This window comes from Candidatus Eremiobacterota bacterium (assembly GCA_031082125.1).
Taxonomy (GTDB): Bacteria; Vulcanimicrobiota; CADAWZ01; order CADAWZ01; family Ess09-12; genus Ess09-12.
In genome coordinates this window covers 243,781-263,216 of the sequence record JAVHLM010000002.1, presented here as the reverse complement: position 1 = coordinate 263,216, position 19,436 = coordinate 243,781, and the positions used below count along the sequence as shown (strand labels likewise).

The window sequence follows — 19,436 nt, the reverse complement described above, 5'->3', positions numbered from 1 at the left end:
GTCACCCGTCACGCTTCATGGCCTCCACGAGTTTCTTGAGGACCCTGTCGGCTTCACCAACCGGCACCTGGCACGTGCCGGCCTTCTGGTGGCCGCCGCCGCCGTAACGGAGCATGAGGCTTCCCACATCGGTCCTCGAGGTCCTGAGGAAAATGCTGTGCCCCACGGCAAAGACAATATTCTTGAGCTTCCCGTCAAAGGCCCGCAGCGAGATGTTCCCTCCCGGAAAGAGGGTATAGACCAGAAACCTGTTCCCCGAAGGCGTCTCGGCAAGGCCCCTGAAGTCGGTGACGATCACGTTCCCCTCGAGGGTCGAGTGCTTGCGCAGCAGCTCTTCGAACCAATGCTGGTGCTCAATGTAGCGCACTGTGCGCTCCTTCAGATCGGGCAGCTCCAGGATATCATCGATCTTCAAGGTCTGGCAGTAATCGATAAGGTTATCCATGAGGTCATAGTTGCTGATGCGGTAATCCTTGTAGCGTCCCAGGCCTGTCCTGGCGTCAATGATGAAAGAGAGGAGGACGCCGCCCCGGGGGTGCAGCACCTCATCCATGGAGAACTTGGCGGCGTCGGACTTGTCTACCGCCTCAAGAAGATCGTCATAGTGGTGGCCGAACTTCTCATGACCTCCATAATAGTTGAAGATGACCCTCGCGGTGCTGTCAGCGACCTCATAAGCGCCCTTGAAACTCCCCAGATTGCCCAGCCTTTCCTGTTCGCTTGAATGGTGATCAAACCAGAGTCCGCAGCCTTTTACATAGGGGATGTTTGCAAGGACATCGTCCTCGAAGACCTCCACGAGCCCATCCTGCACATCCTTGGGATGGACAAACTGCCTGCTCGAGATGACTCCCGCGGCTTTCAGCAGCACTGCCGATACGAGACCGTCAAAATCAGACCGTGTAAGGAGCCTCATGGCACCACTCCCTTCTTTTCCTGAGGATTCACCGGAGAAGGCTGCGCCTTCTCCTCTTTCGGCTTCTCCTGCACCTCCAGGTGGAGAAACTGTATTCCGGGCTGGGTAAAGTTCTTGTTGAAGTAGAACTGCTTGTTCCCCGCAAGGACTTTCTCTTCAGCGAGGCGAAGCCCGTTCTGCCCTTCCAGCATGTACCTCCTGAGAAGGATGGGCTGCCCTCCCCAGGGGAGGCCCTCTATGTTGAGATGATAGCGCTCGTAAAGGGGAGGGAATACTTTTTCGGTAAAGGTGTCAACATATGCGCGGTACTCTTTCTCCATGGCAGCCTTATCTTCGCCTCCCTCACCGGAGAGCAGGTAGCTTGTAGGATTGTTGCCGCTCAGGGTAAAGAACAGCGACTTCCCATCCTTTGAGCGGCAGGCCATGATAATGAAGCAGAGGCGGTCAAGCCCCACTGTCTCCAGCTGCACAGGATACCGCGAAAAATTGCAGCACTCCTTGAGTGCCGCCGTGAGGGGATCGCTCACCTCACCTGAGCCATTTGTTATGGCCACATAATTTGCACCGCCCTTGATGGCACATATGAGGGCATTGACTGTTACCGTTGCCCTGAAAAGAGACGGAGCCTTTTCAGGGAGGGCCTCTATGGCACAATAGAGTTTTGGCCTGCTGAACAGGGTCGAGAGGGAAGGGCGGCCACGGAGCACTTTCTCCTCGAGGGTGCGGGTCACAAGGAAAAATCCGTAAGGGATCAAGCCACAATGGCGGAAAAAGAGCATATCGCATGGCACCTTATCCCGTGTGATACCGTCAATCCACTGGAGGAGCCGTGGTGAGACGTCCTTGAAGGTGCCTTCGCTCTCGCCGGCAAAGACATTGAGAAAGCCGCACCCCCCCACGGGGATTGAAGAATCGATTTTTCGGGCTGACCTTGCAAAAAGCGTGTAAAGGCGGAGGCATTCATCGTCCTTGCCGTTCCAGTATGAACCGGGCTCATCGGGCCGGGCGTCAAAGAGAAAAGCCTTGAGAGCCTTTCCGGGACCCAGGGCAATGCAAAGGTGCTTCATCACCTGCTCAAGCTGCGTTCTGAATTTTCCCACATCGTCGGGAAACCGGGAAGCTTTGAAGGAGAATACCAGAGAGAGGTTCTGTTCCCTGGCCTTCATGATGGTGTTATCAAGATCGGCAAAGCGATAGCTCCCGGGAGCCGAAGGATCCAGGCTTTTATCGGGAAAGACATTGTAAAAGTCCTCTGCTATTTCAAGCTGCATCACGTCAAGACCTGAAGCTTTCACCACATCGACAGGCCCTGCCCCGGCTTCCCCACCCCTCGAGGAGTCTGCCGGGAAGGCCATTACGATGGAGCCTCCGGGGAAATCCCCCATAGCCTTGGTAAAGTCAACAGTGCAGAGGATCGATGAGGACGAAGGAAGCGCGAGAGGGGCCTTGTCATTCTCCTGAGGGCTCTGTTGCTGGGAATATGCCCCCAATGAAGAAAAAATCGCCAGGAGATAGAGGGCAAGGACAAGGCATGGGACGCGGCAATGAATGGCGGCGCAACAAGCCCTCACCGGTGCGTAAAAAAGCACTCTGTCGCTCTTCATGACTCCTAATAACCGGGTACTTTCACCGACGGGTTGTTTTCAAAAGGATTCCCCTGAACAGTCAGCCTGTTCTCCAGCAGGTTCTGCTGCGACGGTTGGCTTCCCGTGAGGGGAAGAACCTGTGACGATTCCTGTGCCGCCCTCTCTCCCCCCGCGGGGATGCCCCGGCTTCCGGCGTCCCCTGCAGTATTCTGCATCCTGGAGAGCGTTGATATCACGTCAATCTTCCTGGGCTCGCGGTATGGAGCCGTTACTGCCGTAGCAGTGCCGGTGCGCTTCCTGGTGACCCTCGCCTCCTGCAGATAGTCGGAGAGAATCATGTTCACGTAATTCCGCGTCTCCTCGAAGGGCGGAATGCCGCCGTAAGTGGAGACGGCTCCCGGGCCGGCATTATAGGCTGCCAGCGCATAGGCCACGTTGTTGCCGAAGTTGTCGAGCTGGCGCCTGATGTACTGCACCCCTCCCGATATATTCTGATGGGGTGAAAAGACATCGCTCACCCCCAGCGCCTCGGCAGTGCCCGGCATGAGCTGCATGAGGCCGCAGGCACCGGCCGGCGAGATGGCCGAGGGGCAGAATCCTGACTCGTACTTGATCACGGTCTTCACAAGAATTGGATCGACGTTATAGCGCCGTGCCTCCATGAAAATTATTGGTGCGATATCTATTGTCCCGCCTGCTGTGCCGGGATAAGGCACGATTATGGGCTCCAGATATCTGCTGCTGTTCGCGCTGTGTGACACGTCATAATCGGAGTAAGGTCCCCTGAGGGCTGCCGGCGACGAAGGCGCTGCGGGAACTGTGGAAGCGCTTCTGGGGGTAAGAGAAGTGTAATTTTTGTAAATATAACTGCCGCTGCCGGTCCGGCGCACATACCGGTCAATATTCTGGGCGGATCTGTTGGTAATGACAAGCACCTCGTTGCCCTGGGTGTCCATTTTCGATGAGCGGTAGATCTGCACATCGCCTCCTGCATGGCAGAGCGCCGTTGTCAGGAGCATCATGGCTCCTATTGTTCCAGAGAGGAACGATCCTTTCATACTATCACCCCATTTTCACAGTGTGGCGGGAGGCCCCCTTTTTATCTTAGCAGAGATTTGCCTTTTATGCCAGAGGCCTGCTGGCTCTTTTCAAAGCCAACCCGGAGATTCTAGAGATTCTATGAAGTTTCCTTTTTACCTGCCCCGGAAAAGAGAATTCTCGCACCACCATGGCAGCAGAGGGATTATCCTGCTCCCTGGTGAAAAAGTCATCGTATGCCCTCTGGGGGATTATTGTCTTGAAAAGGAGGAACCATGACTGTCTTAACCCATATTGAGGATATCCAGAAAACCCTTGCAGAGATGGACCTTGACGGCTGGCTTTTCTGCAGCTTCCGGGGAAGCGATCCCTATGCGTCGAGGGTGCTCCGTCTCGAAGAAAAGGGAGCCTCTACGCGCCGATGGTTCTACTACCTCCCGGCCCGCAGGGAACCGGTGAAGATCGTGCATATCATCGAGGAGGGGCAGCTTGACGCCCTGCCGGGAGAAAAAAAGATCTATCTCTCATGGAAAGAGCTTCACCGCAGCCTCAGGGAGGCACTCCATGGGGCGAGAAGAGTGGCCATGCAATATTCCCCCATGAACGCCATCCCTTATGTCTCGACCGTGGACGGGGGCACCATAGAGCTTATCCGCTCATTCGGCGTCGATATCGTCTCCTCTGCCGATCTCATACAGCGATTCGAGTCTCTCCTCACGGAGTCTCAGCTCGCAAGCCACCGCGAGGCGGTGGAAGACCTCAGGAGGATCGTGGATCTCACCTTCGGAGAGATAAGGCGCCACATAGCGGAGAACCTCACGGCCTCGGAATATTCCCTCCAGCAGTTTGTGCTCGAGCGCTTCAGAGAGCGCTCCCTCATCACCCATCACTACCCGGTGGTTGCCTTCAACGAGCACACTGCCAATCCCCATTACGAACCCCTTGAGGGCTCCTCCAAAGCCCTCAAGGCCGGCGATTTCATCCTGCTGGACATCTGGGCGAAGAAGGACGCTCCTCTGGCCGTCTATGGCGATATCACGTGGACTGCCTTCGCAGGCACCGAGGTGCCGCCAAAATATTCGGCGGTATTTGATATCGTGAAAAGAGCCCGCGAAAGCGCGCTGGCCCTTGTGGAAGAGCGCGTCACCGGCGGCAGGGAGCTCCGCGGCTGGGAAATCGATGACAGGGCCAGAGCTCTCATAGAAGCCGCCGGCTACGGCCCCAGGTTCATCCACAGGACAGGCCACTCAATCGGTGAGGATGTGCATGGCACAGGCGTCAACATTGACAACCTGGAAACCCAGGACGAGCGCCTCATCCTCCCCGGCTGCTGTTTCTCGCTGGAGCCGGGGATCTACCTCGAGGGAGACTTCGGCGTGAGGAGCGAAATTGACGTCTATGTGGGGAACAGGACCGTCCAGGTCTTTGGGCAGCCCCTTCAGCAGGCCGTCGTCCCCCTCATGGCATAACCGCTTGCCCTTCCTCCTCTTTGAAGGCCCTGAGGCCCTCCTCGACGCCGAGGAGAGGCGTCGCAAGGAGGCTTCGCGCCTTGGTGACATCGAGGGAACAGTCCTTAGAGCGGCTCCCCCGGTAGGCCACCTCTTCCATTTTTACTCCTGCGAGAAGTTCGCGGGGGAAGCGGAACAGATCGGCCATCCTGAGGCCAAAGTCATAACGGGTAATCCTGTCTGCCCCGGCAAGATGGAAAGTCCCGGGGCACTCCCGCCGGGCCAGCTCCAGGAGGGCTTCCGCCAGGTTCCCGAGATAAATTGGGGAGCGGAACTGATCGACAAAGAGGGGGACCTGCACCCCCTGCCTCATCCTGGAGAGGATCCACTCGGCAAAGGTTGTTCCGTCGCGGGACCATCCGTAATTAATAGGGATACGGGCTATTGAGGCCCGGGCTCCGCTTTCCCGGACAGCCTCTTCGGCGCGGGCCTTGGAGAGGGGGTACCTTCCCACGGGTGAAAGCTCATCATCCTCGCGGTAACGGCCTTTCTCCCCGTCAAAGACAAGATCCGTTGAGAGGTGAACAAGATAGGCGCCGTGGGCTTTGCAATACTCGGCAAGGTTGGCTGTTCCCTCTATGTTGACGCACCTGAGGCGCTCCTCCTCGTCATCATGAGCTATGGCGGCGCAGTGGATAATCTTTTCAGGCCTTATCCTGTCAAGAAGGGTAAAAAGTGACCGCCTGTCCGCAATATCGGCCTGGTACGCCTCGATGCCGGGAGAGGTCAGGCAGCGGCAGTGATAAAGGCCGCAAAGCTCGAGACCCTGTGCAGAGGCTTTCCTCACTATCGAGGCTCCCACGCGCCCACTGGCGCCCGTGACCACTGTCGCTCCCACGCTTATCACCTCTCTTCCTTATTCTTGCAGTGATTCTCTCTCACCTTCCTTGCCCGGGGTACAGAATCTTTCCAAGAGGAATGGCATCGTCACAAGGAGAAATTAAGGGGGCATCATGGCTATGGTGCTTCTTTAGTGAGAAAAGAGAGGAGATGAAGCATTATGTTTTTCGATCCCCTTTACCTCATCATTGTGATGCCCTTTGTGCTTCTCTCACTTTATGCGAGCATAAAGGTGCAGACAACTTTCAAGAAATACTTGCAGGTGCCGGCAAGGTCGGGCCTTACAGGGAGCCAGGCGGCAAGGGAGCTTCTGAACGGGGGAGGGCTCCAGGACGTGGCCGTCGAGGAGGGAGGCGGCTTTTTGAGCGATTTCTATGATCCCTTGAGAAAGAGGCTTTCCCTTTCCCCGGAAGTCTATGAGGGCAATTCTCTTGCCTCCGTTGGCGTTGCAGCCCATGAAACGGGCCACGCCTTCCAGCACTCCCAGGGCTACCTTCCCCTCCAGCTGCGCTCAAGCCTCGTGCCTGTTGCAGGCTTCGGGAGCAACGCCGGGTGGATCATGGCAGTAATAGGCATTGCCTTTCAGTCGGGTTTCATGCTGAACCTGGGAATCCTGCTTTTTTCCTGCGCGGTCCTCTTCTATGTCATCACCCTTCCCGTGGAGTTCAACGCCAGTTCCCGGGCAGTGGCGCTCCTCACGGAAAAGGGAATTGTCGGAAGAGACGAGGAAAAGGCTGTGCGCGATGTGCTCGGTGCGGCAGCCCTCACTTATCTGGCCGCCGCCCTCACGGCAGTGGCGCAGCTTCTCTACCTCCTGGCGCTCCGCAACAGGGACTGAGGTAATGAAGGTACCGCAACTGTGAGAGGCCTGCCAAAGGGGGCCTCTCTTTTATTGAATAAAGGGCGGAAACCTTGGGGAGAGTGCCGGCGAGAAGGGAGACCGGGCCCTTACCTCGAACTATTGGGCAGCAGGGTTTTCGAGTGTTCCGTCAGGGGAGTGCACGGTGAAGAAACTCAGAATCAATGTCATCTTTTACGCAGTCCTGGTGCTTGCCGTGCTTGTCATCACCCACCTTTCCCTCTTGGACAGCTTTGATTACCTCTGGCTTGACAGGCTTCTTCAGCTGCGCTCCTCGCTTCTGAAGGGCACCTACGAGGAGCTTTCAAAGAAATCCCCCTCGCCTGTCATCGTCATCGCCATCCCCTCCTACCAGGAAATGCAGAAAAAATACAAAGACACTGAGCTGATTAAAGGAGCCTATACCAAGAGCATCAACATCCTCCGCTCCCAGAAGGCCGCCGTGATTGCCCTCAACTTCATTCCCCCGGCGCTTGATACAAAGAGCCTGAAGCCTCCTGACGCCTCTTCCCAGGGCAGCCTTCTGTTCCCTGCCTTTTTTTACCGGAGCGGGAAAACGGCAACGATCATAGGGAGCCCCGGCCAGGCCCTGGAAAAGGTTGCAGGAGACCTGGGGCTCATCGAGGTGAGCTCAAACGTGAAGATGCGCTTCATTCCGCTGCGCGAAAACGTTGAAGGCAAGGAATATGACCATTTTGTGCTGGAGACCCTCGCCCATTACTACAGGATAAAAAAAGAAGATATCAGGTTCTCGAGCACCATCCTGGGGAGCTCCGTGTCCCTGGGGACTGCCAAGAGCCTTCCTCTCCAGGGGAAAAACCAGTTCTTCATCAATTACTTCACTTCGGCCACCATGGGATTTAACGCGAGGCCCAGCAGGACCTATTCCTACTTCTCCATGGAGCAGCTCCTCGGCGGGAAAGTGCCGCCTGCCGAGATCGAGGGGAAAATCGTACTGCTGGGCTCAATCGATCCCATGGAGCGCTATTTCACCATGACGCCCCTCGGCATCATGTCGGACTGCGAGATCTTCGCACAGGCTCTCTATTCGGTGGTAAAAGGCCCCGTCCTCTTTCACATCCCCGTGATCCTTTACGACATCATCCTGCTCGTCCTTGGCGGCGGCTGCTACTTTCTCTTTTTCCACTCGCCGCTCAGGGGAATGCGCAGGATTTTCCCTGCCGCCGCCGCTGCCTACCTTGTCCTGACAGTCCTGGTATTTATGGCTTTCTCGACTTACCTTGACATCTTTCCCTTTCTTTTTCTCATCACGGGCATCTTCTTCATCAGCACCTACACATCGCCCGAGGAAAAGCAGGCGCAGACCGAGGCGCACCTCGAGGCTTTCAGGACCATCGTCAAGAAATCCATAGAGGACAGCGAGAGTCCCGACTGGGGAAACTCCCTCCTCACCCTGATATGCCAGCCCCTCAGCATTACCCGCGGCGTCCTCATGATCAACAGGGAGGATCGGGCAGGTCCCGAAGGACGTGAAGCCTTCTGCTATCCTCCCGAAGAGACCCCAAGCCTCTACGAAGGCGAGATAAACGCCATGATCAAGGCAAAAAAGCCTCTTTTTACCACCTCTTCGCTCGTCGTCCCCCTCATGATGGGAGAAAATGTCCACTACGGCGTCCTGAAGCTCCAGAAAAAGAGCTTCACCTCCCAGGAGCTCCAGATGATGATGGCCCTCTCGCAGCTCACGTTCATCAGCCTTTACACCATGAGGCTCATGGAAAAGGTGAGGAAATCAAAGCGCCTGGAGCTCGAGGCTGAGCTCGCCTCAAAGATACAGAAGGCCCTCCTTGTGGAAAAAGCGCCGCCCGTCAAGGGTGCGGACATAGCATGCCGCTGCATTTCGGCGAGCGAGGTGGGCGGCGACTACTTCGACTTTGTCACGACGCCCGACGGGTCAATCGGCATTGCCTGCGGCGACGTGACAGGGCACGGCATGGGGGCCGCCCTAATCATGGGCCTCCTCAGGAGCGTGCTGAGATCACAGGCTTCCCAGATAGACGCCCCATGCGAGGTGGTCACGGCTATCAACAACGTGCTTTACAACGATTTCGTAAGCTTCGGAAAAATGTCCTCGCTCTTTTACTGCACTTACAGAGCCACGGACAAGACCCTTGCCTTCACCAATGCGGGCCACAACCCGCCGCTCCTCATCAGGGCAACCGAGCTCAATGCCCGCCCGCTCAAGGGCAAGGGCCCCATTCTGGGCTTCCGTCCCAACATCAAGTACAAGGAGTTCCGCATCAAGATCTATCCCAAGGATATCCTGATCTTCATGACCGACGGCATTGTCGAGGCTGAGAACGAGAGCAAGGAGTTCTTCGGCACCGAGCGCGTCGAGAAGATTGTGGCGGTCCACCAGGACGAGTCCGCCCAGGAGATCCTCGACGCACTCTTTGATGAAGTTGAGGTGTTCACCCAGGGCCTCGAGCAGAAGGATGACATGACCCTCGTGGTGATGAAGGTATAAGCACTAAGCGTCTTTCCATATCTCTTTTTCCATAAGGCTGGTGAGAACGCCCAGGGACTCCTTCTTTATGGCGCTTATAGTGATACAGCCCAGCTCCTCCTCTATGCGCTGCTTTTCCTCGTCAGTGAGCTTGTCCGCCTTGTTCCCCACGAGGAGATGGGGGATATTGTCCAGGGCAAGCTCCTGGAGGATGTCGTTGACTGCGCTGATGTGCTCCCTGAAGGTCGGGCCGCTCGCGTCGAAGAGGTGAATGAGGAGGTGGGCCTCGCGCAGCTCCTCGAGGGTTGAGCGGAAAGCGCTCAGCAGATCGCGGGGTATCTCCCTTATGAAGCCCACGGTATCGGTGATTATTACTTCCCGCTCACGGGGGAAGCGAAGCCTTCGCGTCGTGGGATCAAGCGTGGCGAAGAGGCGGTTCTCCACGAAGACACTGCTCTCGGTGAGGCTGTTGAGGAGCGTGGATTTGCCCGCGTTGGTATAGCCGATGAGGGAGAGGACGGGGATGCCCGTTTTCTCCCTCGCCTTCCTGCGCTCATCGCGGCCCTTCACAATCTCATCAATGTCGCTGTTGAGGCGGTCGATACGCTCCTTGATCCTGCGGCGGTAAATCTCGAGCTTTGTCTCGCCGGGCCCTCTGGCCCTTATGCCCCCTGTGATGCGTGAGAGAAAGTCATCCTTCAGCACGAGGCGGGGAAGAGAGTATTTGAGCTGGGCGAGCTCCACCTGGATCTTGCCTTCCCTTGAGCGGGCGCGCTGGGCAAAGATGTCCAGGATGAGCTGCGTCCTGTCGATGACCTCGAGGTCCGTGGCCTCGGAGATGGACTTCATCTGCGAGCCCGTGAGCTCCCTGTCGAAAACAATGAGGGTGGCGCCGAGCTGGAGCGACGTGATGAAAATCTCCTTGATCTTCCCTTTCCCCATCACGTAGCGGTTGTCTATGGTCTGCCTGCGCTGGATGATGGTCTCGAGCACTTCAATGCCTGCCGACTCGGCCAGTGCCGAGAGCTCCTCCATGGATTCCCTGGCCTTCTCCGTGCTTCGCGTCGTGACGCCGATAAGGAGGGCGCGCTTTCTTCCATCCAATATGTCGGAGCTCTTTGCCGAAAGAGCGAACTCCTCCTCGAGGGACTCAATGAACTGGTGAAAGTCAAGGTCCAGCTCATGGACCGACAGAGGCTCGAGGACCTCGTAAAGCTTCTCCCGTGAGTCCCTGGGGAGAAGGTGGGCCATGCGCACAAGGCCGGGGAGACCCGAAGGGAGCACCTCAAGGGCGACCACGAGGTCAAACCTGAGGAGAGCCAGGTCCATGAGGTCATCGGTGCTGAGTTCCTCGCCCCGGAGATGGGTGTGGAGGAAGCGCAGCCCCCTGAAGCGGGAGCGTCCCGCGCGGTAGCGCCCCAGGCCCGAGATCTCGATGCCCTTCGCGTCGCCCACGAAGACATCATAGACGTGGCCCCGGCGGTCCACAAGGATCCCCACCTGCCTGCCCAGTTCATGAGAAAGCTCAGTGAGGTATCGCGCCACCTCGGGGGTAATGACGCGGCGGGGCGGGATGCGCCGCTCGTAAATCTTCTCCAGCAGGTGCTTCTGCCGGGGCTTGAGCCCCAGCAGGTTCCCTTTTACCTTGCTCGTGGTCCATCGTCCCTTCAGGAAAATTCAGAAATAATTATACCAGCATTAACCACTTCGATCAAGGGGAAAAATGGGAACAGACTCCGATATTTAGAAAATGGCACCAATCGGGCAACCCATACCTTTTGTGAGGCCTGGGGCATTGAAAACCCGGAAAGCAAGCCCTATCAGAAGGCAGAGACCACGGCGCGCGAGACTTTGTGGAAAGCCATCACCTCCGGGCAGGGAAACGGCGAGGCGCTGACCCGCCCCATTCTGGACGCCCTTATGCAGTATGAGAATCTTGCGGAGTCTGAAGCACTTTGAGCATCGCGGGAGGGGGCAGGTGCGAAGGCCGCCTGCCGTCGGAAATTGACAGATCATGCCCGAAGGGCTATAATCATAAGCAGTATTTTTCCGGAGAGCTATTTATGATTATTGTGCTTCGCAAGAACGTGACAAAACAGGAATCCGACAGCATCCTCAAGGGGATAGAGAATCTGGGGCTTGAGCCCCTTTACCTCCCCGGCTCGGAGAAGATTGTGATAGGCGCCCTCGGCGACGAGCGGAAGCTCCAGGCCCTCCAGCTCGAAGCCCTCCCCTTCGTGGAGCGCGTCATTCCCATCCTGGAGCCCCACAAGCTTGTGAACAGGAAGTTCCACGACGAGAGCACCGTTATCACCCTGGGCGCCCACGCCATCGGGGGAGGGACCTTCACCTTCATCGCCGGCCCCTGCGCTGTCGAGAGCCGCGAGCAGATCATCGAGATCGCAAGACAAGTGAAGGACAAGGGGGGCCACGTGCTCAGGGGAGGCGCTTTCAAGCCCCGCACCTCGCCCTATTCCTTCCAGGGCCTCAAGGAGGAAGGCCTGGAATACCTCAAGGAGGCAAGGGCTGTCACAGGCCTCCCCATATGCACCGAGATAATCCACACAAAGGATGTGGAGCGCTATTACGACTATTATGACATCCTGCAGATCGGGGCCCGGAACATGCAGAACTACGACCTCCTCCTTGAGGCAGGGAAGATTGACAAGCCCGTGCTCCTCAAGAGGGGGCTCTCGGCGCGGCTCGAGGAGCTCATCATGTGCGCCGAGTATATTGCCCTTGCGGGAAATCCCAGGATAATCCTCTGCGAGCGGGGCATCAGGACCTTTGAGACGGCCATGCGCAACACCCTGGATCTCGCCGCTGTCCCTTATCTCAAACGCGAGACCCACCTTCCCGTCGTGGTGGATCCATCCCATGGTACCGGCGACAGGGAGTTGGCCTATATCATGGCGAAGGCGGCGGCCATCGTAGGCGCCGACGGCATCCTTATCGAGGTCCACACCGACCCCGACAGGGCAAAAAGCGACGGCAAGCAGACCATCTCGACGGAGCGCTTCTCGAAGCTCGTGGGCGAAATCGAGAAGCTCATGCACCTCTCAGCAAAGGAGTGCCAATGAGAGAAACAGTGAAGCCCGGAGGCTCTCTCCGCCTCATCCCCGTCGTGAAGAGCATCGCCCTCACCCGTGATGCCTCGGAGATCTTCTCGCTGGTCTCGGGAGGAGGCCATGCACCCCATGCCATGTTCCTGGAATCGGCCGACATCGTGCCCTTCTATGGGAAAATGAGCATCATGGTCATCGAGCCGTGCCTGCGCATCTGCGGGAGAGGAACGGGCTACCGCCTGGAAGCGCTTGACCGCTTTGGTATAAGATTCATAGATGCCTTGATGCCCGATCTTGCCCTGCTGGGGAGCGTGATAAGGAATGAGCCTTCGCTTGCAGAGGGAATTCTTCCCCCTGTTCCCCGCCATATTGACGAGCAGGCGAGGCTGAGAGCCATCACACCCTTTCACGTGCTCCGCCTTGTCCTCGGGAAGCTCACGCCGGCTTACTGGCCCGGCCACCTTTTCTGCGGCCTCTTCGGCGCCCTCACCTACGACTTCATAGACACCTTCGAGAGCCTTCCCCCGCCTTTGAGCGATCCCCTTAATGAGGATGATTTCACCTTCTATTATGGCACCACGTTGCTCGTGGCAGACCATGCGAAGCATGAGCTTGCCATAGTCTCCAACGCCATGGTCATCACCGACGAAGAGGCAGGCGGCGCGTTCCTCCACGCCACAGAAGTGATAGAACGTATCGAGCGCCTCATTCTCAACGGCACCGCACCTCCTGAGGCGGGGAGCACCGGGGGAGCCATCACCACCTCCCAGGAGTTCAGCAGGGAGGAATACATGAGCCTCGTAGAGACAATGAAAAGCCATATCGTCGAGGGCGATGTGTTCCAGGCCGTCCCTTCCAGGACCGTCACTGCAGAAGGCATAGCAGACCCCTGGGCAATTTACAGAGAGCTCCGTTCCCTCAACCCTTCACCTTACATGTTTTACATGAACGACGGGCGCGGTGTGCTGCTGGGGGCATCGCCCGAGATGCTCCTCAGGGTCACCGGCACAGAAAAGCCAATCGTAGAGACGAGGCCCATCGCGGGTACAAGGCCCAGGGGGATCGCTGCAGGAGTCCCTGATGCCGACCTTGACTCCCGGTACGAGGTCTCCCTCAAGACTGACTTCAAGGAGCTTGCCGAGCACTCCATGCTCATCGACCTGGCGCGCAACGACATCGCCCGCGTGGCAAAGCCCGGTACGAGAGTCGTCGAGTCGCCGTACTGCACGGAGAAATATTCCCATGTGCAGCACCTTGTGACCACGGTGAAGGGTGAGCTCAAGGAAGATATTGACGCCTTCCATGCCTACCTCTCGGTGATGAATGCCGGGACCCTCACCGGGGCACCCAAGCTCAAGGCAATGGAGCTCCTGAGACGCTGTGAAAAATTCAAGCGCGGCTATTACGGCGGCGCCTGCGGCTACTTCAGCCGGAACGGCGAGATGGACTCCTGCATCATCATCCGCTCGATGAGGATTCTGGAGGGAAAGGCGCACCTGCGGGCAGGGGCAGGCATTGTCTACGATTCCATCGCGGAGAGCGAATACGAGGAGACGGAAAAAAAGCTTGCCGCCCCGCTCACGGCATTGAAAAGAGCTGCAGAGAGATGAAAAAGATACTCTTCATCGACAATTTCGACAGCTTCACGTACAACCTGGTGGACGAGTTTGAAAAACGCCGCTGCCTCGTGAAAATATACAGGAATAACCTTGCCATGGATGAGTATGAAGCCCTCTTCAGGGAATTTTCGCCCGATCTGCTGGTCTTTTCCCCCGGGCCCTCGGCACCCCGTGACGCCGGGTGCAGTATAGACCTTATCAAGACTTACGCCGGGAAAGTCCCCATGTTCGGCGTCTGCCTGGGCCTCCAGTGCATGATCGAGGCCTTCGGAGGGAAAGTGGGCCATGCCGGGGAGATCGTCCATGGGAAAACGTCCCTCATCACTCACGACGGGAAAGGGATCTTCTCAGGGCTTCCCTCACCTCTCCCCGTAGGGCGCTACCATTCCCTCGCGGGCCTCGAGATCCCTCTGGTCCTCGAAGTGGCGGCGCGCAAGAAAGACATTGTAATGGCAGTGCGACACCAGAGCCTGCCGGTCACGGGAGTGCAGTTTCACCCTGAGAGCATTCTCACTGCCGCAGGGGGTGCCATAATCGACAACGTGCTTTCCGGCAGGGAGGGATGAGGCCATGCTGAACAAGCTCACAAGAAAAGAGAATCTCACTGCCGATGAGGCCGCACACCTCATGGAAAAGATGATGCGGAACGAATACAGCCCCGTGATGGCCGGTGCACTTCTCACCGCTCTCAGGATAAAAGGGGAAACCGTCGATGAGATCACTGCTTTCGCCCGCGTCATGCACACCTTCTGCCACCGCGTCAACTTTCCCACGAAAGAGCCCCTGCTGGACACCTGCGGCACTGGTGGCGACGGTGTCGGCACCTACAATATCTCGACAACGGTAGCTCTCATTGCCGCCTCGGCGGGAATAAGAGTGGCCAAGCACGGGAACAGGGCCGCCTCATCAAAGAGCGGGAGCGCCGATGTCCTTGAGGCCCTGGGCTTTTCCCTCTCCCTTCCCGCGGAAAAGCTCGTGGAATGCCTTCTCAAGACAGGCTTCTGCTTTCTCTTCGCCAGGGAGCACCACCAGGCCATGCTGGCCATTGCCCCCGTGCGCAAGGACCTGGGAATAAGGACCGTCTTCAACCTCCTGGGCCCCCTCACGAACCCCGCGGGGGCCACGCACCAGGTCGTGGGCCTCTTCTCGCCCGATCACCTTGAGACAGTGGCCCATGTCCTGGAAAGGCTGGGCACAAGGCGGGCCCTTGTCGTCCACGGCGACGGCACCGATGAATTTACTGTCACGGGGCCTTCACGGTACATTGAGGTCCGCGACGGGCGCATCACGGCAAAGATCCTCTACCCCGAGGAATGCGACCTCACCAGGGCCAGGCACGAGAGCCTCCTGGGCGGCGACGCCGCCGAGAACGCCGGGATTATAAGGGATGTGCTGACGCCGCGAAAGGTGAAAAAGGACCCCAAAAGGGACATGGCCCTCCTCAATGCCGGGGCGGCCCTCTACGTGGCGGGCCACTCGCCATCCATCAAGGAAGGCGTGAATGCCGCAAGAAACCTCATAGAAAAGGGGAAAGCCCTTCAAAAGCTTGAGGAGATCAAGGCCTTCACGATACAGGCCTCGCTTTCCCGGGGGGAGGAGGGAGTGAGAAAGCCGTGATCCTTGATCGCATCGTGGAGAGAAAGCGGGAGTGTCTTGCCGAGGCGAAGAAGAGGGTGCCCCTCGGGGAACTGAGGGACCGCGAGGCACCTCCTCCCAGGGATTTCGCAGGAGCTCTCAGCAGGAAAGGCCATGGCCTCATCGCCGAGTACAAAAAAGCATCGCCGTCAAGAGGCACCTTTCATAACGCCCCTGACCTTGCCACACAGGCGGCCCTTTACGGGCGTTATGCCGATGCAATGAGCGTCCTCACTGAAGAGGACCACTTCTCGGGGAGTCTCGACGATCTCCTCACGGCGCGCCGCCTCGTGGAGCTGCCCCTCCTCAGGAAGGATTTCATCATTGACGCTTACCAGGTTCACGAAGCCAGGGCTTCAGGTGCCGATGCCGTCCTTCTCATTGCCGAAGCCCTCGAAGCCGGCGAGCTTGCCGGCCTTTACTCCCTTGTGAGAGAGCTCGGGATGGAGGCTCTCGTGGAAGTCCACGAGGAAGTGTCCCTGGAGCATGTCCTTCCCCTCAGCCCCCCCATGGTAGGCATCAACAACAGGAACCTCAAAGATATGACCATTACCAGGGAGACGACAAAAAGGATCGCCCCCCTCATCCCGGAAGGAATCCTCATCGTAAGCGAATCGGGAATCACCTCAGGAGATCACCTTGAGGAGCTCATGCCCTATGCCGGGGCATTTCTCATAGGCTCGGCCTTCATGGCGGGAGGAGATCCCGAGGCGTGCCTGAGGGAGTTCACGGCCATCCTTGCACGGTCTTCGCCGCGCTGAAAAGGAGCACCCATGCGCAAAACTGGAAAATTCGGACGGTACGGCGGGTTCTATGTGCCCGAGATCCTCATCCCTGCCCTCGAGGAGGTCGAGAGCGCCTTTCTGGACATAGCGCGGCAGAAAGCCTTCAGGAGTGAGCTTGCCGCCCTGCTGAGGGACTACGCCGGGAGGCCCACACCCTGCACGCTTGCCGCCAATGTCTCTGAGCGGCTGGGCGCCACTATCTACCTCAAGCGGGAGGATCTCCTCCACGGCGGCGCCCACAAGACCAACAACTGCCTGGGCCAGGGGCTGCTTGCGAAAAAGATGGGCAAGGGGCGCCTCATCGCTGAGACAGGCGCCGGGCAACACGGGGTCGCCACCGCCATGGCAGGGGCCCTTTTCGGCATCAAGACTCACATTTACATGGGCGCCACCGATATAGAGCGCCAGAGCCCCAACGTGAAGCGCATGAAACTGCTGGGAGCCGAGGTCATTCCCGTCACCTCGGGGACAGCCACCCTCAAGGACGCCATCAATGAAGCCCTCCGCGACTGGATTGCCAATGTGGAAACCACCTATTACCTCTTCGGCACCGTCTGCGGCCCCCATCCCTTCCCCCTCATGGTGAGGGAGTTCCAGAGCGTCATCGGCCGCGAGGCGCGCCGCCAGATAGTCCGGAAGGAAGGGCGGCTCCCCGACTATGTCTATGCCTGCGTAGGCGGCGGGTCAAACGCCATGGGAATTTTCAGCGCCTTCCTCGGTGACGGTGAGGTGAAGCTTGTGGGAGTCGAGCCCGGCGGAAAAGGCGACGGTGTCCATCATGGCGCCCCCCTCACCTTCGGGCGGCCCGGGGTCTTCCACGGGAGCCTGAGCTATCTCCTCCAGGACCCCCACGGGCAGATTGAGGAGACCCATTCGGTGGCGGCAGGCCTTGATTACCCCGGCGTGGGACCCGAGCACAGCGCACTTCGCGACAGGGGGCGCGTCCGCTACGTGACGGTGACCGACGAAGAGGCCCTCGAGGCCTTCGAGACGCTCTCGCTCCTTGAGGGGATTATCCCTGCCCTTGAGCCTGCCCATGCCCTCGCTTCGGCCTTTGCCGCGGCAGGGGAGCACAGGGGCTCCCTTATGCTCATCAACCTCTCGGGGAGAGGCGACAAGGACCTGGATAGCTATTTTGCCATGAAGAGGTGACCTATGGGATTCCGCCGGTATCTGCTGGAAAAGAGAGAGACCCCGGGGGCCGGAAAGGCCTTTATCCCTTACTTCACCCTGGGAGATCCCGACGAGAAGACATCCCTTGCCCTTATCTCGGCAGCTCTTGAGGGAGGCGCCGAAGGCCTCGAGCTGGGCTTTCCCTTTTCCGACCCTATCGCCGACGGCCCCGTGCTCCAGCGCTCGGCGGCAAGGTCTCTCGCCGCCGGCATGACGCCGGGAAAATGCCTTGCTCTGATAGAAAGGGTGAGAAAGCTCTCACCGGTGCCCCTGGGGCTCCTTCTTTACTACAACCTCATCCATGCTTATGGCATCAAGGCTTTCTGCCGTAATGCCGCCGCCTGCGGCGTCAATGCAGTGCTGGCGGCCGATCTCCCTCCAGAGAGCGCTGCCCCTCTTATGGAGGGGCTTGCGGCAAATGATCTTGAATCAGTGTTCATGGTGGGCCTCACGACACCGCGGGAGCGCATCAGGGACATTGCAGGCCTTACGACAGGCTATATCTACCTCGTGGCGGTGCTGGGCGTCACGGGCGAGCGGTCTTCCGTCTCAGCACGGACCATCGGGAAAATCAACGAAGTGCGGGAAGTGACGGATACACCTGTATCCGTGGGCTTCGGCATCTCAAAGCCGGACCATGCGGCTCTCTTCAGGGGAACGGGTGCTGATGCCGTCATAGTGGGAAGCGCTCTCGCCACCATCATCGAGGAACATCGTGGCGACAGAAAAAAGCTTTGCAGCACCGTGAGAGACTTTGTGCGCTCCATCAGGGAAGCGCTGGACCGCGAGGGCTAAAGGTCGCGCAGGAGTCCCTTAAGCTCATCGTTGATGTAACGAACCTCAAAGACAGCAATGCCTTTTGCCCCCTTGCGGGCGAGCCCTTCAAGCTCCGCCATCAGACGGTCCCTGGTCTTTATCTGCATCGTTCCCTCCTCGTTGATAATGATGCCGGGGACCACATACTTGTCCAGCACACGGCGCTGGATGGCAGCGAACTTGTCGCCGGCAACGGAGGGGTCTGTCTTCACCGAAAGGTAGATCATGGGCTGGAACTCGTCCACATACTGGGTGAGATCCTCATAGCGCAGGTCTGTGCCATAGGCCGTGAAGCCGCCGGGAAGGCCGATGACGGGCGCCGTGGCAGAGATGAGGAAGGTGGGGAAGCTCCCGTAGCACTTGCGGGCAAGCACCTCGAAGAAATCGCGGGTCTTGCGGGAGCGCCACACGAGCCAGTCCCTGTCCTTGTCAGAGAGCACGCGCGGGTCCTTCTTGTGCTTCTCCTGGAAATCGGCGACACAGTACGGGCAGAAGCAGGGCTCTATCTCATAGTCGATATGGATTTCGTCCACGCCGGCCTCCTGTGCCTCCCTGAGAAGGAGGCCCGCGGCGTACTCATGGTTTACAGGGTTGTTAGGGCATATCTGGTAGTGATAATACTTGGTGTCGCTGTATTTCCCGTCCCTGTCGCATTTCCTCAGGCCCGGGTTGCGGAGCCAGTAAGGCTTCTGGTAGGTGTCCTTGAAGACAAGAGTCCCCATGCTCACCTTGATCTTCTTTGCATGGCAGCGCTTCGTGAGGGATCGGAGGACAGGGAAGTAGCCCTGCTCATTGATTGAAGAGTGCAGCAGAATCACCTTGGAGAAGCCGCACTCGGCTATCTTTTCCAGCATGGCGTCATCAATGTCCTTGATCTGGTTCCCCAGCTGTATCCAGAGCATCTTGTCCTGAAACTTCACCGGCGCCGCATAAACGCTGTTCCCCGCTGCAAGGGCTGCCAGGATAAGGATTGCCGCGAGGGCCTGACAGAAAGATCTTTTCATCGCCGACTTCCTCCTCGAGAAAATTTATCCCGTGACTTTTCCATGCCTTTTCCTCTTCTCCTGCAAGCCCCTGGTTTTACCACAGAGGGAAAGCAGCTGAAGCGGAGAATTTACCGGGATACCCCCCG

At 58.1% G+C, this 19,436-nt stretch carries 15 protein-coding genes and 1 pseudogene; 10 read left to right on the top strand and 6 right to left on the bottom strand.

The window, feature by feature from the left end:
* Window position 1: 1 nt before the first annotated feature.
* The 3 genes and pseudogenes from RDV48_03525 to RDV48_03515 form a co-directional block, all read right to left on the bottom strand.
* Window positions 2-916: an exopolyphosphatase gene (locus RDV48_03525; GenBank protein ID MDQ7821846.1), complete on the bottom strand. Its 915-nt coding sequence runs from the start codon at window positions 914-916 to the stop codon at window positions 2-4.
* Window positions 913-2,520 (bottom strand): hypothetical protein, encoded by a 1,608-nt coding sequence (locus tag RDV48_03520; protein ID MDQ7821845.1) that lies wholly within the window; start codon window positions 2,518-2,520, stop codon window positions 913-915. Before RDV48_03520 ends, RDV48_03525 begins: the two co-directional genes overlap by 4 nt.
* 323 nt (window positions 2,521-2,843) lie before the next feature.
* Window positions 2,844-3,158 (bottom strand): annotated as a pseudogene (locus RDV48_03515) (lytic transglycosylase domain-containing protein).
* Between the two features lie 657 nt (window positions 3,159-3,815).
* On the opposite strand from RDV48_03515, the gene RDV48_03510 reads away from it, so the two are divergent.
* Window positions 3,816-5,009, top strand: coding sequence for a M24 family metallopeptidase (locus tag RDV48_03510; protein ID MDQ7821844.1), 1,194 nt, complete (start codon window positions 3,816-3,818; stop codon window positions 5,007-5,009).
* On the opposite strand, the gene RDV48_03505 is transcribed toward RDV48_03510, so the two are convergent.
* Complete coding sequence (locus tag RDV48_03505; protein MDQ7821843.1) at window positions 4,999-5,895, bottom strand: SDR family oxidoreductase; 897 nt, start codon at window positions 5,893-5,895, stop codon at window positions 4,999-5,001. The two genes, RDV48_03510 and RDV48_03505, sit on opposite strands and share 11 nt — an antisense overlap.
* A 153-nt stretch (window positions 5,896-6,048) precedes the next feature.
* On the opposite strand from RDV48_03505, the gene RDV48_03500 reads away from it, so the two are divergent.
* Together RDV48_03500 and RDV48_03495 are read left to right on the top strand one after the other, a co-directional pair.
* Window positions 6,049-6,726, top strand: a complete 678-nt coding sequence (locus RDV48_03500; protein ID MDQ7821842.1) for a zinc metallopeptidase — start codon at window positions 6,049-6,051, stop codon at window positions 6,724-6,726.
* A 166-nt stretch (window positions 6,727-6,892) separates the two neighbouring features.
* A complete protein-coding gene (locus RDV48_03495; GenBank protein MDQ7821841.1) occupies window positions 6,893-9,232 on the top strand; it encodes a SpoIIE family protein phosphatase in 2,340 nt (779 codons plus the stop codon).
* Between the two features lie 3 nt (window positions 9,233-9,235).
* On the opposite strand, the gene hflX is transcribed toward RDV48_03495, so the two are convergent.
* A complete protein-coding gene (gene hflX, locus RDV48_03490) occupies window positions 9,236-10,699 on the bottom strand; it encodes a GTPase HflX (protein MDQ7821840.1) in 1,464 nt (487 codons plus the stop codon).
* Between the two features lie 575 nt (window positions 10,700-11,274).
* Here hflX and aroF point away from each other — a divergent pair.
* From aroF to trpA, 7 genes are read left to right on the top strand one after another with little or no spacing between them, the layout of a single operon-like run.
* Window positions 11,275-12,291: a 3-deoxy-7-phosphoheptulonate synthase gene (aroF, locus tag RDV48_03485; GenBank protein ID MDQ7821839.1), complete on the top strand. Its 1,017-nt coding sequence runs from the start codon at window positions 11,275-11,277 to the stop codon at window positions 12,289-12,291.
* Window positions 12,288-13,886: a chorismate-binding protein gene (locus RDV48_03480; GenBank protein ID MDQ7821838.1), complete on the top strand. Its 1,599-nt coding sequence runs from the start codon at window positions 12,288-12,290 to the stop codon at window positions 13,884-13,886. Before aroF ends, RDV48_03480 begins: the two co-directional genes overlap by 4 nt.
* Window positions 13,883-14,461 (top strand): aminodeoxychorismate/anthranilate synthase component II, encoded by a 579-nt coding sequence (locus RDV48_03475; protein MDQ7821837.1) that lies wholly within the window; start codon window positions 13,883-13,885, stop codon window positions 14,459-14,461. Before RDV48_03480 ends, RDV48_03475 begins: the two co-directional genes overlap by 4 nt.
* 4 nt (window positions 14,462-14,465) lie before the next feature.
* The gene (gene trpD, locus RDV48_03470; GenBank protein MDQ7821836.1) at window positions 14,466-15,512 is read left to right on the top strand and encodes an anthranilate phosphoribosyltransferase; all 1,047 of its coding nucleotides are present in this window, start codon (window positions 14,466-14,468) and stop codon (window positions 15,510-15,512) included.
* Window positions 15,509-16,291 carry an indole-3-glycerol phosphate synthase TrpC gene (gene trpC / locus RDV48_03465; GenBank protein ID MDQ7821835.1) on the top strand — a complete coding sequence of 261 codons (783 nt, stop codon included), beginning with the start codon at window positions 15,509-15,511 and terminating at the stop codon, window positions 16,289-16,291. Before trpD ends, trpC begins: the two co-directional genes overlap by 4 nt.
* A gap of 12 nt (window positions 16,292-16,303) precedes the next feature.
* Window positions 16,304-17,467: a tryptophan synthase subunit beta gene (gene trpB / locus RDV48_03460; protein ID MDQ7821834.1), complete on the top strand. Its 1,164-nt coding sequence runs from the start codon at window positions 16,304-16,306 to the stop codon at window positions 17,465-17,467.
* A gap of 3 nt (window positions 17,468-17,470) precedes the next feature.
* A complete protein-coding gene (gene trpA / locus RDV48_03455; protein MDQ7821833.1) occupies window positions 17,471-18,283 on the top strand; it encodes a tryptophan synthase subunit alpha in 813 nt (270 codons plus the stop codon).
* Here the strand turns inward: trpA and RDV48_03450 are convergent.
* Window positions 18,280-19,308, bottom strand: coding sequence for a hypothetical protein (locus RDV48_03450; protein MDQ7821832.1), 1,029 nt, complete (start codon window positions 19,306-19,308; stop codon window positions 18,280-18,282). The genes trpA and RDV48_03450 overlap by 4 nt on opposite strands.
* Window positions 19,309-19,436: the final 128 nt, after the last annotated feature.

Excerpts from the sequence above, each read along its gene's own strand:
- RDV48_03525 (MDQ7821846.1), bottom strand. The coding sequence starts at position 916 with ATGAGGCTCCTTACACGGTCTGATTTTGACGGTCTCGTATCGGCAGTG.
- RDV48_03520 (MDQ7821845.1), bottom strand. The coding sequence starts at position 2,520 with ATGAAGAGCGACAGAGTGCTTTTTTACGCACCGGTGAGGGCTTGTTGC.
- RDV48_03510 (MDQ7821844.1), top strand. The coding sequence starts at position 3,816 with ATGACTGTCTTAACCCATATTGAGGATATCCAGAAAACCCTTGCAGAG.
- RDV48_03500 (MDQ7821842.1), top strand. The coding sequence starts at position 6,049 with ATGTTTTTCGATCCCCTTTACCTCATCATTGTGATGCCCTTTGTGCTT.
- aroF (MDQ7821839.1), top strand. The coding sequence starts at position 11,275 with ATGATTATTGTGCTTCGCAAGAACGTGACAAAACAGGAATCCGACAGC.
- RDV48_03480 (MDQ7821838.1), top strand. The coding sequence starts at position 12,288 with ATGAGAGAAACAGTGAAGCCCGGAGGCTCTCTCCGCCTCATCCCCGTC.
- RDV48_03475 (MDQ7821837.1), top strand. The coding sequence starts at position 13,883 with ATGAAAAAGATACTCTTCATCGACAATTTCGACAGCTTCACGTACAAC.
- trpD (MDQ7821836.1), top strand. The coding sequence starts at position 14,466 with ATGCTGAACAAGCTCACAAGAAAAGAGAATCTCACTGCCGATGAGGCC.
- trpB (MDQ7821834.1), top strand. The coding sequence starts at position 16,304 with ATGCGCAAAACTGGAAAATTCGGACGGTACGGCGGGTTCTATGTGCCC.
- trpA (MDQ7821833.1), top strand. The coding sequence starts at position 17,471 with ATGGGATTCCGCCGGTATCTGCTGGAAAAGAGAGAGACCCCGGGGGCC.
- RDV48_03450 (MDQ7821832.1), bottom strand. The coding sequence starts at position 19,308 with ATGAAAAGATCTTTCTGTCAGGCCCTCGCGGCAATCCTTATCCTGGCA.